This is a genomic window from Pseudoduganella sp. GW821-FHT11H04, assembly GCF_058807935.1.
On record NZ_JBXARE010000007.1, the window covers coordinates 14231 to 28167 of the forward strand.

Here is a 13937-nt window from a genome sequence, read left to right on the forward strand (position 1 = left end):
AATGGACATTTCGCTGCGCGAAATGTCCATTTGCTCGACCTGACCCCGACTTTCATTTGGCAAGAGAAGTCCCGGGGCCGTATAATTTTCGGCATGAATAAACTGGAAGCCTTTGGACATGTCGCCGCGCTGGCGATCCGCGGAGACCTCGTGTTCCCCACTAGCGTCAACGCTGCCTTGCGAGTGCAGCTCGCGCTGGACGATCCTGACTGTCCGATGGAGGATGCGATCAAGCTGGTGCTGGCCGAGCCGCAACTGGCCGCGCGCACCGTCTCGCTCTCCAACTCCGCCATGTTCAACCGCACCGGCGGTCCTGATATCACCAACGTCCGCAACGCCATCATGCGTGTGGGCTATCACAACCTGTATGCGCTGGCTGCGGCCATGGTGGTGCGCGCCTTCGGCAGCAAGATCGTCGATCCGGAATTGCGCACCAAGGCCGAGCAACTGTGGCAGCACACTATCCACGTTGCTTGCCTGTCGCGCATCATCGCGCGTGAAGTCACTGGTGTGAATCCTGATACCGCGCTGTTCGCGGCCATCGTGCACGAGGTGGGCAGCTTCTACCTGCTGTCGCGCGCTGACGAATTCCCTGGCCTGCTGGAACCTGATCCGGAAAACTGGCAGACCGCCAGCGAGGAAATCATCACCCGCGAAGTGCTGAAGAAGCTGGGCATTCCAGCCGAGGTGGCGGAAGCCATCGAGGGCCTTCGTGGCGGCATGCTGCAAATCCCGCCTGACACGCTGCTCGATACGCTGCTGCTGGCGAACCACTTCGCTACCATCCCGTCGCCGCTGGCGAACCCGGAAACGCAACAGGCTCCTCACGAAGATTCCGTGATGGACCTGTTTATCGATTCCGAAAAGCGCGAAGAAATGCTGGAAGAAGCGGAGGCCGACGCCTCCGCCATGACCGCGGCCCTTCTGGTTTAATCCAGCGCCTTGGCTGGGCCGAAGAACTCGTAGTGAGTCTGTGCTTCCGGCACGCCCAGTTCACGCAGGCTGCGCTTGACGGCCTTCATGAATGGCAGCGGGCCGAGGAAGTACGCGTCGACGTCGCGCGATTGCGGCAGCCATTCTCCCAGTTCCTTATTACCCAGCATGCCGATCGCGTCGGCTTGCGGCTGGCCCGCGCGCTCTTCCGCGTAGATGTAGTGGCGCTTTAACTGCGGGTGGCGTTTGGCCAGGCCGTCGATATGTTCACGGAACGCGTGCACGCCGCCGTGGCGGGCTGCGTGGATGAAGCGGATTTCGCGGCCGGTTTCCAGCGCCTGGTCCAGCATCGCCAGGGTTGGGGTAATGCCGACGCCGCCGGAAATCAGCACGATCGGGCGGTTGCCTTCAGCCAGCGTGAATGCGCCGGTCGGCGGGAACAGGTCCACCGTGTCGCCTTGGTTCACGTGTTCGTGCAGGAAGCCGGATACCTTGCCGCCCTCTTCTCGCTTGACGCTCACCTGGTAGCTCATGCCGTTCGGCGCGGCGGACAGCGAGTATTGGCGGCGCTGCTCTTGGCCATTCACCATCAGTCGCACGCCGATGTATTGGCCTGGTTCGAACGCCATCACTGGCTCGCCGTCGGCAGGACGGAACACGAAGGTGGTGATCTCGTCGCTCTCAATGCGCTTGGTCACGACGATGAATTTGCGTGCGCCTTTCCAGCCGCCCGGTGCTGCCGCTGCGGCTTCGTAGGATTTTCCTTCGGCGCCAATCAGGATCTCGGCCAACTGGCCATACGCTGCGCCCCATGCTTCCAGCACGGCGTCGGTGGCGGTTTCCGCGCCCAGCACTTCGCGGATCGCTTTCAACAGGCTGGCGCCGACCATCGGGTAGTGCTCCGGCAGGATCTGCAAGGCGACGTGCTTGGTCACGATGGTATTCACCAGCGGGCCCAATGCTTCCAGGCGTTCGATATTCTTGGCGTACATCAGGATGCCGTTGGCCAGGGCGCGCTGCTGCTCGCCGCTTTGCTGGTGGGCCGTGTTGAAGAACGGCTTCACCTGAGGAAAGTCGTTAAACAGCGTCTGGTAGAAGTGACGGGTCAAGGCTTCACCGCCCTGCTCCAGGATTGGGACGGTGGCGGTGACGATTGCGCGGTGTTCGGCGGACAGCATGATGCAGCTCCTTCTCGTTAAACATGCATTAATCATACATGTTTACCTTAAGCTGCGTCAATAAAGATGCATATCAGATGCGTATTTTCTGAAGGAGTACAGTTTTTTCGCCAGATTTGCCTTTCGGACCAGGCAGGATATCGGCCAGCGTCATGCCATCAAGTACATGCAGGAAGGCTTCCGTGGCTTCGCTCAGCTTGCGTTTCAAGGCGCAGTCGCGCAGGAAGGCGCAATGGCCCGGGTCCGACTCGAAGCATTCGGCGATGTAGAAGTCCGATTCGCTATCCCGCACCACTTCGCCAATATTGATATCTTCCGGCTCGCGGTTCAGGCGCAAACCGCCATGACGGCCGCGCACGGTTTCCACCAGGCCGCTGGCGCCCAGCTGGTGAATCACCTTGGTCAGGTGGTTCTTCGAAATGTCGTGCAGGTCGGCGATTTCCTGGATGGTGACCAGCTTGTCGCGGTTCATGCCCAGGTACATCAGCGAGCGCAGGGTGTAGTCGGTGAAAGATGTCAGTCGCATGATCTAGGTCATTCAAAGATGCATTTGAAATATTGCTTAACATTAGACGCTAATGTAGCATTCATTATACATCTTAAGAACCTGAGGCCAGCCATGCGCAGCATCCATATTCCCACCGAGCCCACGCCTGCCGGACAACCGCATCCCTTGCTGCGACTGGGTTTCCGCCCCTTCTACCTGCTGGCGGCCGCACTGGCGGCGTTGTCGGTGCCGCTTTGGCTGGCGGGCTACAAAGGCGTCCTGCCCGCGCTACCGGCGGTAAACATGCTGTGGCATATGCATGAAATGGTGTTTGGTTTTGCGGGCGCAGTGATCATCGGCTTCCTGTTCACGGCGGGCCGCAACTGGACCAACCTGCCAACACCCGCCGGCGGCCAGCTGGCCGCACTGTCAGCCCTGTGGATTGCGGGACGCGTGGCGATGCTGCTGGCGCCGGGCTTGCCGGCAATGGTGGTTGATGGCTTGTTCCTGCCTCTGTGCACCCTGGCGTTTGGCCGCGTGCTGGTACAGGCGCAAAGCAAGCGCAATTACCCTATCTGCGGCATCCTGATTCTGCTCTCGGTGGCGAACCTGCTGTTCCATGCGGCGGCGAATGGCTGGATCCCACTGTCCGCGTTCAAGCCGGTGCATGGCGCCATCCTGATGATCACGGTGCTGGAAGCAGTGATCGGCGGCCGCGTGATCCCGATGTTCACGCGTAATGGCGCGCCGGGCAGCCAGCCTGTGACCGTGGCGTGGCGCGAGAAGGCCAGCATCGCCTTGCTGCTGGCGACTGCGCTGGCCTGGGTCGGCGGCTTGCCTGGCGTAGTGGTGGCGGTGGTGGCCTTTGCTGCGGCGGGCGTGAATGCTGTGCGCCTGCATGGCTGGGCGCCGCTTTCCACCGTGCGCGTGCCGCTGCTCTGGATCCTGCACCTCGCCTACGCATGGATCGTGGCGGGCTTGCTGTTGCTGGGTTTTGCGGCGCTGGGAATCGGCTCGGCCAGCAGTGCTTTCCACGCAGTGGCAGTGGGCGGAATGTCGGGTCTGATCATCGGCATGATCACCCGCACGGCGCTTGGCCACACCGGCCGCATGCTGCGCGCGGGCCGCGCCGAAAGCGCCATGTACCTGCTGCTGCAGGTGGGCGCGGTGGCGCGCTTGTGCGCCAACCTGCTGCCTGCCGAAGCCCGCGATGCGATGCTTGGCGTCTCCGGGCTGGCCTGGGCAGCGTCGTTCCTGACCTACTTATTCGTGTACGGGCCTTACCTGGGCAAGGCCCGCGTCGATGGGCGTGAGGGTTAAGCCTTGCGCGCCAGCGGGTTCGGGGTCGGTTCGGCGACCTTGTGCAGCAGGTTGCGGTCGACATGGTGGAATGGCTCCGACTCTTTGCCGCGAATGAGCATGACGGTGTCTTCTTCGTAACCCCAGGTGCCGTCGTCGTTGATGGTGACCTTGATACGGTATTCGGTGGTCTTGAAACCGAATTCCAGGAAGGGGTTGGAGCAGATGCCGTAGTCGTTTTTCTCCCGTTGCGCCACCAGTTCGAAGGTTTTCGCATCCGGCAGAGCGGTGCCTGACGCCATGGCGATCTGGCCGCGCGGGATAGCTAGCGTCTGGATCACGGTATTGGTGGCCGGTTCCCACAGCCAGTAGCCGACCTGCTCGTGGTAGGTCTTGATGTTGTCCGGCTTGTTGATGATCAGGACGTAGCGCAGGCCGTAGAACAGCTGCGGGCCGTTGGTGACCGGGTCGATCGGCTGCAGCTCGATGCGCTCGACGTAGGCTTGCTTGCGTGGGCCGTCGGCCTTGGGCTTGATGTCCAGGCCGCGCTGGCCTTCGAAGATGCCGGCCATGGGGCGCAGCGGGCCGAGGTTGGCCAGCGTGTCCAGGTCGATATTGGAAGGTTCGGTGTAGATGTCGTTGCTAAATTCGGTCATGGCTAGCTGCTCTCGTGTGACGGGAACAACTATTGTACCGGCTCCAGCATCTCCGCGATCTCCGCCGCCGGCACCGGGCAGCTAAACAGGTATCCCTGCACTTCGTCGCAGCCATTGGCGTGCAGGAAGCGGCGCTGCTGCTCCGTCTCCACGCCTTCCGCAATCACCTTCATATCCAGCTGGTGCGACAGCGAGATGATGGCGCAGGTGATGGCCTGGTCGTCCGCGCTGCCGCACAGGTCGCGCACGAAGGACTGGTCGATCTTCAGGCGCGAGATCGGGAAGGACTTGAGCGCAGCCAGGCTGGAATAGCCGGTGCCGAAATCATCGATCGACAGCGCAATGCCCATCGCTTCCAGCTCGCGCATCTTGCCGATGGACTGCTGCACATTGCGCATCACCATCGATTCGGTCAATTCCAGCTCCAGCCAGCAGGAATCCAAGCCGCTCCAGGCGAGGGCCGCGGCAACCCGCTCCACCAGGCGCGGGTCGTCGAACTGGCGCGCCGATACATTGACCGATACCGACAGCGGCGGAAGGCCGGCATCCTGCCAGGCGCGGGCCTGGCGGCAAGCTTCGCGCAGCACCCATTCGCCGATCGGGATGATCAAGCCGTTTTCCTCCGCCAGCGGAATGAACTGGGCCGGCGACACCAGGCCGCGCTCCGGATGCTGCCAGCGCAGCAGCGCCTCCACGCCGAACATGCGGTCGCTGCGCAGGTCGATCTTGGGCTGATAGGCGAGGAACAGCTGCAGTTCATCCAGCGCCTTGCGCAAGCCTTCGGTCAGCGCCAGCTTTTCTTCCAGGCCGGCGTTCATTTCGCGGGTATAGAACTGGCAGTTGTTCTTTCCGCTTTCCTTGGCGCGGTACATGGCGGCGTCGGCGTGCATCATCAAGGTGTCGGCGTCGCGGCCGTCGCGCGGATAAACGGAAACGCCGATCGAGCAGCTGACCTGCACCTTCTGCCCTTCCAGCACGACCGGCTGCACCACCGCTTCCAGGATCTTGGCCAGAAGCGGCTCCAGTACCTGCGGGTTGTCGTTGACATGCGGCAGGACCAGTACGAATTCATCGCCGCCGAAACGGGCAACCGTGTCTTCGCGGCGCACGCAGCCCACCATGCGCTTGGCCACTTCCTTCAGCAGGTCGTCGCCGGCGGTGTGGCCCAGCGTATCATTCACCAGCTTGAAGCTGTCCAGGTCGATGAAGGCCACCAGCACCGATTCCTTATTGCGCTCGGCATGCGCCAGCGACTGTTCCAGGCGGTCGCATATCAGGCTGCGGTTCGGCAGGCCCGTAAGCGTGTCGTGGTGCGCCATGTGGTAGATGCGCTCCTCGGCGCGCTTGCGCTCCGTAATGTCGCGCACGATCGCCACCACGCCGCCTTCCACGCCCACCACCTGCCAGTGCAGCCATTCGGCACGCAGCTGAGGCACCATGTTCGGTCCCTCTTCCTGGTGCACGCCGCCCTGCAGCGTAACGCCCACCAGTTGCTCGAACATGCCGTTGTGCCGGGCGGCCGGCATCCAGGTGCACAGGGTTTGCGCGCGCAGCTCGTTACGGCTGCGGCCAGTCAGTTGCTCGGCGCGCGAATTGACAGCGCTGAACTTGAAGTCCACAACCACGCCGTCCTTGTTGCGGATCGCTCGCAGCACGAAGAAGGCGTCCATATTCGATTCGGAGGCGGCGGCATAGGTTTCCTGCGCACGGCGCACGCGGCGGCGCGCCTTGGCGCCCTGCCACACGCAAGCCCAGACCAGCGCGGCCAAGATGATCAGGACCGCGCTGGCCACGACCGCCTCCCACAGCAACTGGCGGCGTTGCGCGGCGAAGCCCGCCATCTGCTCCTGCTCCGACAGGCCGACCATGGCGCTCAGGCGCAAGCCGCCCAGTTCGCGCACCTGGGTGTAGCGGCGCACGCCATCCAACGTGCTTACGGCTTGCACGCCGGGACGCGATTGCAGCGCCGCCAGGTTCACTTGCTGGCCGAAGGACTGCTTATCACCGACCCGCAGCGCGCGCACAACGCCATCATCGCCGACCAGGCCAAGCATTCCCTGCTCGCCCAGGCGGCTGCGTTCGTAGCCACTGGTGAAATAGGCCGGCTCAACTTCGACGATGACCACGCCGGCGAATTCGCCCTGCTTATCGTCCAGGCGGCGCGTGAAGTGCAAGTGCCAGTCCTGGTTCGCCTCGTCGCGCATGGCCTGCGAAATGAAGGTGTAGCTGCTGCGGTGCTGCTGGTGGAAGCGGAAGTATTCCTGCTGTCCCACGTTGATCGAACGCGCGGCTGGATTGCTGGCGACCGTGTCGCCCTGCGCATCCACAATACTGACCACGAACACCAGGCCAGATGGCAACAGGCTATGCGCCTGGAGCTCCGGCAGCGCGCCTCGTGCACCCTGGCGCTCAGCGCTGTACTTCAGCACTTTCAAGGTCTGCTCGATGCCGTTGATGCTGCGCGCCACCTGCGCTTCGTAGGTGGCGATCAGTTCACTGGCCGATTCGGCCGTCATGTCGCGCGATGCGGCAGCCTCGCTGTCGATGAAATGCAGCGTAGTCGCCCACACCACGGCCAGCAGCACGATGGTGAACAAAGGCAAGGAGACTTGCGTCTCGAGGCACATTCGGAGCCAGCGCTTCATGTTCAATGCACCACCAGAACCGGACGCACGCTGGCATCGAGCGCGCTGCGTTCGATGTAACCAATCAGGGTCGGGTTGTCGGCGATCAGCTTGCGCACCGCCATGCTGTTAGGCAGTTCGCGCGGAGGCTGGCCACGGCCGGTAAAGATTTTCTTGGTCCAGTAGGCCTTCATCAACGCCGGCGTGCGGTTCGCCACCTTCATGTAGAAGTCGTCGCGCAGCGGCGAGCCGATAGGCAAATCGAGCGCTACCACTTCACCGCCGTCGGGGAAGCGCGTCGCCTCGGAAAGGAAGATGTCGGCCACCTGCTCCGCGCGCAGTGTCGTGATCGTGCTGTGCACCGACACGACGACCACCAGTTCGCCAGCGGCGGCGGCGCCGGTTAGCAGCGCTAACATGAGGCAGCAAATGAGTTTCGTGAACATGGCGGGCTTCCCTTTAGAACACGAAGTCCAGCGAAGCGCTGACCACGCCGTAAGAACGGCCATAACGGTAACCCGGCTGGATGTTTTCCAGTGTGCCGCTGCTGCCGCCGTGTGGGCGCACATGATCAAACTGCAGTTTAAGAGCCGTGTTGCTGCCGGCATCCCAGCGCACGCCGACGCTGGTGCTGTCCTGATCCGCGATCATGCTGAGGAGGCCATTCAGTTCCGCGTTCACGCGCTGCGCGGCCGGCACATAGGGCGGCGGCAACATGGACAAGTCCAGGCCCGCAACATTGATCGGGGTATTCGCCACCACCTTGCTGAAGGTGGCATACGGTGTGAAACCACCCAGGCGGTAGCCGCCGCTGACATAGCCGGCCGATTTATCCCCGAGGAAGGAACGCGCATTGATACGCCCCACTTCGCCCATCACGAACCAGTTGCCCGGATCGTAGGAAGCGCCAAGGCTCAGCACCGATGCACGCTTGCGGTCCGGTTCATAACGGCGCGCGAGGGTCTCGCCCTGTGGCCCAAATTGGCGCAGGGCCGCCCACAGGTCTTCCGCCAGGATCATTTCCAGGTCACCCTTGATGGCAGTGGCGCGCACGGTCAGTGCACCGACAGTGCTGGTATTGGAAATGCCGGTCAGGTGATGCGCGGAAGCGCGGCGCGTGTCGGACAGGCGCAACTTGGTGCCGCCATACAGCACCTGCGTGGAATTCTTGACCGCGCCGGCATTCCAGCGGTAGGTGGCGTCGACGCCATCGCTATTACTGATCGGGAGCGCGCCATACAATTCGATCGGCGTGCGCACCCAAGGCAGCGCATAGCTGGCCTTGCGATAATCGCCCGACAGGAACAGCGGCAAGGCAATGCGGCCAAAGCGCAGGCTTAATTCCGGCGTCACCTGATATTGCACATTTGCCCATTCCACCACCGGCTTCCACGAATGCGTGAGGTTGCGCTCGGCGACCACTTGCAACACCGCCGACCAGTGACCACCGTTGTAAGAAAGCTGCGTTCCGAGGCGGCTATCGACGCTATGGCTCCAGTTATCCGTGGCGCCAGCCGTTCCCGGGGTCAAAGGATTTGCCGAATAGTCAGCCTGCTTCTCGCTCGAATGCACCGCGCTGAGGGTGCCGAAACCGCCGAAGGTCCAGCCACTCTCCTGGGCGTGCGCAGTCGACTGAAGCAGCAGTGCTGCTACTGCGGCGGCGATCAGGACAGGCGTCTGGTGCGGCTTTGGCATAATGGCTCTCTTGGCAAGAAACGTCGGCAATACAAAGGCGCCGCTTGCCGGATTGGCATGCGTTACGCGCTTGGGGTGGAGGGGAATTCTCACACTTTATAACAGTGCTTTGTAACTGTCGAGCAATTCCCTAGAGTACTTTCACTATCTCTTTGGAAACACTTAAACATATAAAAAAGCAAAGGAATCAATGACATGCAGCAAGTTTCCTGTGGCACGCTGGTGATAAATGCAGCCCGCCAGCTGTTGCTTTGCCACGTCACCGGAACAGCCAGCTGGGACATTCCCAAGGGCTTGCAGGACGAGGGAGAAACGCCGCTTGAATCGGCGCGGCGCGAACTGTTTGAGGAAGCCGGCCTGGATTTCGACGCCGGCCGTTTTGAGGATTTGGGCGAGTTCACCTACCGCCCCGACAAGCGCCTGCACCTGTTCAAGGTGGAAGTCGGCGAAGACTTGTGCAGCCTGGACCACCTGCGCTGCACCAGCTTCTTCCCCCACCAGCGCACTGGCGAGCCGACGCCCGAAGCGGACGGCTTCCGCTGGGCCTCGCGCGAAGAACTCAGCTCGCTGTGCTGGCCGCGCATGGCATCGCGGCTGCTATCGATGGAGTGGTAATCAGGCGCCGCCCGACACCCTGATCGTAGTGGCTGTAACGTAGCGCGCCGCCGGCGACAGCAGCCACACCGCCGCCTCCGCAATTTCATCCGGCTCGCCGACGCGCAGCATTGGAATGCGCGAAGCAACGCGTGCCGGACGTCCCGGATCTCCCGACGTGGTGTGGATGTCGGTCTGCGTCGTGCCCGGCGCCACGCCGCAAACGCGGATGCCTTCCGGCGCCACTTCCTTCCCCAGGCCCATAGTAAAGGTATCGACCGCCGCCTTGCTGGCCGCGTAAGTCACATACTCGTTCGGGCTACCCGCCGTCGCAGCGGTGGAGCTGATATTCACGATCACCCCGCCCTGCCCATGCGCGCGGAACGCCGCCAGCGCACGGCGGCTCGCTTGCATCAGTCCCAGTACATTGGTGCGGAACACCTGCTCTACCACAGCGGGCGTGGTATCGCCAAAAGTCCCAAGCCCGCCCGTGATGCCCGCGTTATTCACCAGGCCCGCCACCGGACCCAGTTCACGTTCAACGGTCGTGAACATGCGCTCGATATCCTCATCGCGCGCCACGTCAGCCTGCACCGCCAAAGCCCGGCCCCCGGCCGCCTCAATCTCCGCCACCACCCGCGCCGCCGCCTCGGCATCACGCACGTAATTCACGGCCACCACCCAACCATCCGCCGCCGCAAGCCGCGCAATGGCAGCGCCGATGCCGCGGCTCGCACCGGTAACGATCAGTATTTTTTTCATAGCCGTATTGTATTTGATCTGTGACAGGCGAGAGCCGGTGTTAAGAGCCGCTGCCATAGCAAGAGCCGGTGCCAAGAGCCGGTGCCAGGTCTGACAAATGGACAGCTAGCGCTCTCAGTTGAGGAATATCAAAGCGCGAATTCCACCGGTTTCGCGTATTGAGACAAATCAAAGGTTCCGTGCCTGTGTCCAAATGACAGACCTGGCACCGGCTTTTTGGCACCGGCTTTTTGGCACCGGCTTTTGGCACCGGCTTTATTATCTCCGCAATCGCGGGCTAGTTTTTCGGTTAAAGGGACATGCAAGCAACACCCCAATTGATCTGCGTCATGGAATCCCGATCCCCGTCGCGCGAGACTGGTGGAATTGATAAGGAGACCGCCATGCAACGCCTCGAATGGAGCGCCCTGCTGGAAACCGGCGTGGCTGAGATGGATGCTTCCCACCGCGCCTTGCTGCAAGCCATCCACTCAACCATCGACGCGGACGATAGTTCGCTGCCCGTCCGCATCAACGAACTGCTCGCCGCGCTGGCCGCCGATTTCGCGGAGGAAGAGGCGCTGATGGACCAGTTGTATTACCCCACCGACCACGAACACCGCGCCGCGCACCGCCGGGCATTAGCGGCGCTGCAGCACGCGTTGCCCGTGGCGCATAGCGACCCGGCTGGGGCGCGCGCACTGCTGGAGCGCTTGCCGCGCTGGTTCCTCGGCCACTTGAGCGCCATGGATTTGCCGCTGGCCGTGGCGGTAGAAAACACCAGCCATCCCCATAGCCAACCGTCCAACGCCAAGCTGCGGCAGCAGCTGGCGCAATTGCTACAGGAGCAACAATCTATCTGATTTGACGATACATTGCATCTAAATATATTGGCTTCCGGAATATGTCACTGAGGCATAAGATGACTCCATCAACTACATTCCTTGAAGGAGCCAGACCATGAATACCGATAACAAATACCTGCCACTCGCCGCCCGCATCCTGATGGCTGCTATCTTTGTCCTGAGCGGTATCAACAAGATCGCCAACCCGACCGGCACCATCGGCTATATCAGCGCCATGGGCCTGCCCTTCCCTGAACTGGGCCTGGCTGCGGCCATTGCCATTGAGGTGATTGGCGGCGCGCTGCTGATGGTCGGCTTTTACACCCGCCCTGTCGCCCTGGCGCTGGCTGCGTTCTCGATCATCACTGGCTTGATCTTCCACAGCGCGATCGGTGACCAGAACCAGATGATCCATCTGATGAAGAATTTCGCCATGGCTGGCGGCTTGCTGCAGATCGCTGCTTTCGGCGCCGGTAGCCTGAGCCTCGATGCTCGCCGTAATCCGAGCGCCCTGCGCACTGCCTGATCACTTGCAGGTATGTGGCGGAACACTTTAGACTGCGGCACCTGAAGGAGATCCGTACTGATGTTTCGCCACATTTTGATTCCAAGCGACGGTTCCGCCGCTTCGCAACTGGCAGTGAACGCCGCCCTGCGCATGGCCCGCGAAAGCGGTGCCCGTGTCACGGCGGTTCATGTGCTTCCGGAAGAACCGGCGCTGGCCAGCGTCAGCGCGCCACAGCCGGAGAACACCATCCTGGCCGATATCGCGCGGCAGGCCGCTACCCTGCACGTGAACTGCGCTACGATTGAAGTGCGTGCCGACCAGCCGCATGCGGCCATCATCTCCACTGCCCTGCAGCGTGGCTGCGACCTGATTGCGATGGCTTCACGAGGGCGCAGCGGCCTGGCGAGCCTAATGCTGGGCAGCCAGACGCAGAAGGTGCTTACACACAGCAAGATACCGGTGCTGGTCTTCCGCGAAGGTTAGGTCTTTGACGGATTACCCGGAATCCTGTTCTCCGGCCAAGGACCAAAGCAGATCGGGTCTGACCCTGGTTTACCGGGGCTGCTTTGAAAAAAGCATGGGGATCAGGTAGCAAAAGCTTAGAGCTTCACTCTAGCTAACACGAAGGTGCCGATGCCGGTTCAGAAAATTAACCCGGTAAACCTGGGTCATAGCCAACTCGTTTGCAATGGCTGCCTAACGGCGGCGGATGGCTACCAGGTCGTCGTAGATCGGGACGGCGGCCATGGCCAGCAGCACGCAGGCCAGCGGCAGCACGGCGCCAAAGCCGACGGCCTTGAAGCCGAAGGCGCCTGCCACTGCGCCGATAAAGAAGGACGAGACCAGCGAGGCCAGGATGCGTATCCGCTTCCAGTCGGCCGCCACGCGCGGCACGGCCTGGTCGTCGCGATTCCAGTAAAGAGCCTTGCCGGCTTCGATCCCAAGATCGGTCACGATGCCGGTCATGTGGGTGGTGCGGATTTCCGCGTTGGAGAGCTTGGTGATGACGGCGTTCTGCAACCCCATCATGAAGCAGAGGAGCGTCACGGTCGCGGGCAGCACGATCACGTCGATTGTTTGCAGGCGCGCACCCAGTACGCCGAATGCCAGCAGGAGCACGGCTTCCACCAGCAGGGGCAAGGCGAATTCACTGTGCAGGTTGCGGCGACGGGCGAAGTTGACCATGACGGCGCAAGTGGCCGCTCCGGCCAGGAAGGCGAGCAAGGCGCCGGCGCAGTCGATGGCAGCGTCGATGGCGCCCAGCGCCAGGCTGTCTGCTGCGGACGACAGGATGCCTGTCATGTGGGAGGTGTACTGCTTGACGGCGAGGAAGCCGCCAGCGTTAGCCGCCCCCGCTACGAAAGCGAGGGCGACGCCGAGGTGGCGATTAGCCTGGGCGGCGCGCTGCCGCCCTGTAAGGCGTCTTACATAGTTGATCGGCATTCGTCCCCGGCATGGCTTGACCTCAGAGGTAAGCGCTGACGTCAGGACGGGTTGCCAGTGCCTGCTGCACCACTTGCACCACGAATTCACGGTCAGCGCCGCGCAGTGGCTGGCGTGGGCGGCGAACGTTTTCGTTGCCGACACCGACCAGTGCTTCCACCAGTTTCAGATTTTGCACCAGCTTGGTCGAAACGTCGAGGTGCAGCAGAGGCATGAACCATTGGTACAGTTTCAGGGCTTCTGCCAGGCGGCCGGCTTTCACCAGGTTGTACAGGGCCACGGTCTCTTTAGGGAAAGCGACTACCAGGCCGGCCAGCAGGCCGTCGGCACCCAGGGCCAGGCCTTCGAATGCCAGGTCGTCCACGCCCATGAAGATGGCGTAGCGGTCGCCCACGACGTTGCGCAGGTCGGTCACGCGGCGGATGTTGTCGGTCGATTCCTTGATCGCTTCCAGTTCTTCGCAGTCGGACAGTTCTTTGAAGTCGGCTGGGGTCAGGTCGACTTTGTAGGTGACCGGGTTGTTGTACACCATGATCGGCAGCTTGGCGGCCTTGGCGATGGTGCGCAGGTTGGCCTTGGCTTCGAAGGCGTCGGCTGCGTACAGCACGGAAGGCATCACCATGAAGCCGTCCACGCCCAGGTCGCGCGCTTCCTGCACATAGCGTTCGGCGTTGGCGGTGCGGGTTTCGCTGACGTTGGCCAGGACCGGCACGCGGCCGTTCGCTACTTTAACGGCGGTCTTGGCGACCGCCAGCTTCTCGTCGAACGACAGGGTGCTGGCTTCGCCCAGGGAGCCGCAGGTCACCAGGCCGTGGCAGCCGCTGTCGATCATGAAGGAGAAGTGCTTCTCCATTTCTGCGTGGTCCAGTTCCTCGTTCGCGTGGAATTTGGTGGTTACTGCAGGGAATACGCCTTCCCATTTGATTGCTGCCAT

At 62.2% G+C, this 13937-nt stretch carries 15 protein-coding genes; 6 read left to right on the forward strand and 9 right to left on the reverse strand.

All coding sequences use genetic code 11. From position 1 onward, the window contains the following. Positions 1–93: 93 nt before the first annotated feature. Positions 94–933, forward strand: coding sequence for an HDOD domain-containing protein (locus tag AC1RTP_RS16545; RefSeq protein WP_498608728.1), 840 nt, complete (start codon positions 94–96; stop codon positions 931–933). On the opposite strand, the gene hmpA is transcribed toward AC1RTP_RS16545, so the two are convergent. Both hmpA and AC1RTP_RS16555 read right to left on the reverse strand, forming a co-directional pair. Continuing rightward, complete coding sequence (gene hmpA, locus AC1RTP_RS16550; protein WP_498608729.1) at positions 930–2111, reverse strand: NO-inducible flavohemoprotein; 1182 nt, start codon at positions 2109–2111, stop codon at positions 930–932. The genes AC1RTP_RS16545 and hmpA overlap by 4 nt on opposite strands. 73 nt (positions 2112–2184) lie before the next feature. Continuing rightward, on the reverse strand, positions 2185–2637 hold the full coding sequence (locus AC1RTP_RS16555) for an RrF2 family transcriptional regulator (RefSeq protein WP_498608730.1): 453 nt from the start codon (positions 2635–2637) through the stop codon (positions 2185–2187). Positions 2638–2730: 93 nt separating this feature from the next. Between AC1RTP_RS16555 and AC1RTP_RS16560 the strand changes: the two genes are divergently transcribed. Next, a complete protein-coding gene (locus AC1RTP_RS16560; protein WP_498608731.1) occupies positions 2731–3918 on the forward strand; it encodes an NnrS family protein in 1188 nt (395 codons plus the stop codon). Here the strand turns inward: AC1RTP_RS16560 and AC1RTP_RS16565 are convergent. From AC1RTP_RS16565 to AC1RTP_RS16580, 4 genes are read right to left on the reverse strand one after another with little or no spacing between them, the layout of a single operon-like run. After that, positions 3915–4553 (reverse strand): FABP family protein, encoded by a 639-nt coding sequence (locus tag AC1RTP_RS16565; RefSeq protein ID WP_498608732.1) that lies wholly within the window; start codon positions 4551–4553, stop codon positions 3915–3917. The genes AC1RTP_RS16560 and AC1RTP_RS16565 overlap by 4 nt on opposite strands. A 29-nt stretch (positions 4554–4582) precedes the next feature. Beyond that, positions 4583–7198, reverse strand: a complete 2616-nt coding sequence (locus tag AC1RTP_RS16570) for a bifunctional diguanylate cyclase/phosphodiesterase (protein WP_498608733.1) — start codon at positions 7196–7198, stop codon at positions 4583–4585. A gap of 2 nt (positions 7199–7200) precedes the next feature. After that, positions 7201–7623 carry a type 2 periplasmic-binding domain-containing protein gene (locus AC1RTP_RS16575; RefSeq protein ID WP_498608734.1) on the reverse strand — a complete coding sequence of 141 codons (423 nt, stop codon included), beginning with the start codon at positions 7621–7623 and terminating at the stop codon, positions 7201–7203. Positions 7624–7636: 13 nt separating this feature from the next. Further along, positions 7637–8872, reverse strand: coding sequence for a porin (locus AC1RTP_RS16580; protein ID WP_498608735.1), 1236 nt, complete (start codon positions 8870–8872; stop codon positions 7637–7639). Positions 8873–9067: 195 nt separating this feature from the next. Between AC1RTP_RS16580 and AC1RTP_RS16585 the strand changes: the two genes are divergently transcribed. Continuing rightward, a complete protein-coding gene (locus tag AC1RTP_RS16585; RefSeq protein ID WP_498608736.1) occupies positions 9068–9487 on the forward strand; it encodes an NUDIX hydrolase in 420 nt (139 codons plus the stop codon). Here the strand turns inward: AC1RTP_RS16585 and AC1RTP_RS16590 are convergent, their stop codons facing one another. Then, the gene (locus AC1RTP_RS16590; protein WP_498608737.1) at positions 9488–10228 is read right to left on the reverse strand and encodes an SDR family oxidoreductase; all 741 of its coding nucleotides are present in this window, start codon (positions 10226–10228) and stop codon (positions 9488–9490) included. A 383-nt stretch (positions 10229–10611) separates the two neighbouring features. Between AC1RTP_RS16590 and AC1RTP_RS16595 the strand changes: the two genes are divergently transcribed. From AC1RTP_RS16595 to AC1RTP_RS16605, 3 genes are all read left to right on the forward strand, one after another. Beyond that, positions 10612–11070: a hemerythrin domain-containing protein gene (locus tag AC1RTP_RS16595; RefSeq protein WP_498608738.1), complete on the forward strand. Its 459-nt coding sequence runs from the start codon at positions 10612–10614 to the stop codon at positions 11068–11070. A 97-nt stretch (positions 11071–11167) separates the two neighbouring features. Further along, positions 11168–11578 carry a DoxX family protein gene (locus tag AC1RTP_RS16600; protein ID WP_498608739.1) on the forward strand — a complete coding sequence of 137 codons (411 nt, stop codon included), beginning with the start codon at positions 11168–11170 and terminating at the stop codon, positions 11576–11578. Between the two features lie 60 nt (positions 11579–11638). Then, positions 11639–12043 (forward strand): universal stress protein, encoded by a 405-nt coding sequence (locus tag AC1RTP_RS16605; protein ID WP_498608740.1) that lies wholly within the window; start codon positions 11639–11641, stop codon positions 12041–12043. A gap of 213 nt (positions 12044–12256) precedes the next feature. On the opposite strand, the gene AC1RTP_RS16610 is transcribed toward AC1RTP_RS16605, so the two are convergent. Both AC1RTP_RS16610 and AC1RTP_RS16615 read right to left on the reverse strand, forming a co-directional pair. Continuing rightward, positions 12257–13003, reverse strand: coding sequence for a YoaK family protein (locus AC1RTP_RS16610; protein ID WP_498608741.1), 747 nt, complete (start codon positions 13001–13003; stop codon positions 12257–12259). A gap of 22 nt (positions 13004–13025) precedes the next feature. Then, a complete protein-coding gene (locus AC1RTP_RS16615) occupies positions 13026–13937 on the reverse strand; it encodes a dihydrodipicolinate synthase family protein (RefSeq protein WP_498608742.1) in 912 nt (303 codons plus the stop codon).

Bases quoted from the DNA above. Each gene is read 5' to 3' on its own strand.
- AC1RTP_RS16545 (WP_498608728.1), top strand. From the start codon at position 94: ATGAATAAACTGGAAGCCTTTGGACATGTCGCCGCGCTGGCGATCCGC.
- AC1RTP_RS16580 (WP_498608735.1), bottom strand. From the start codon at position 8,872: ATGCCAAAGCCGCACCAGACGCCTGTCCTGATCGCCGCCGCAGTAGCA.
- AC1RTP_RS16610 (WP_498608741.1), bottom strand. From the start codon at position 13,003: ATGCCGATCAACTATGTAAGACGCCTTACAGGGCGGCAGCGCGCCGCC.
- AC1RTP_RS16575 (WP_498608734.1), bottom strand. From the start codon at position 7,623: ATGTTCACGAAACTCATTTGCTGCCTCATGTTAGCGCTGCTAACCGGC.
- AC1RTP_RS16600 (WP_498608739.1), top strand. From the start codon at position 11,168: ATGAATACCGATAACAAATACCTGCCACTCGCCGCCCGCATCCTGATG.
- AC1RTP_RS16585 (WP_498608736.1), top strand. From the start codon at position 9,068: ATGCAGCAAGTTTCCTGTGGCACGCTGGTGATAAATGCAGCCCGCCAG.
- AC1RTP_RS16555 (WP_498608730.1), bottom strand. From the start codon at position 2,637: ATGCGACTGACATCTTTCACCGACTACACCCTGCGCTCGCTGATGTAC.
- AC1RTP_RS16615 (WP_498608742.1), bottom strand. From the start codon at position 13,937: ATGGCAGCAATCAAATGGGAAGGCGTATTCCCTGCAGTAACCACCAAA.
- AC1RTP_RS16595 (WP_498608738.1), top strand. From the start codon at position 10,612: ATGCAACGCCTCGAATGGAGCGCCCTGCTGGAAACCGGCGTGGCTGAG.
- hmpA (WP_498608729.1), bottom strand. From the start codon at position 2,111: ATGCTGTCCGCCGAACACCGCGCAATCGTCACCGCCACCGTCCCAATC.
- AC1RTP_RS16560 (WP_498608731.1), top strand. From the start codon at position 2,731: ATGCGCAGCATCCATATTCCCACCGAGCCCACGCCTGCCGGACAACCG.
- AC1RTP_RS16605 (WP_498608740.1), top strand. From the start codon at position 11,639: ATGTTTCGCCACATTTTGATTCCAAGCGACGGTTCCGCCGCTTCGCAA.
- AC1RTP_RS16590 (WP_498608737.1), bottom strand. From the start codon at position 10,228: ATGAAAAAAATACTGATCGTTACCGGTGCGAGCCGCGGCATCGGCGCT.
- AC1RTP_RS16565 (WP_498608732.1), bottom strand. From the start codon at position 4,553: ATGACCGAATTTAGCAACGACATCTACACCGAACCTTCCAATATCGAC.
- AC1RTP_RS16570 (WP_498608733.1), bottom strand. From the start codon at position 7,198: ATGAAGCGCTGGCTCCGAATGTGCCTCGAGACGCAAGTCTCCTTGCCT.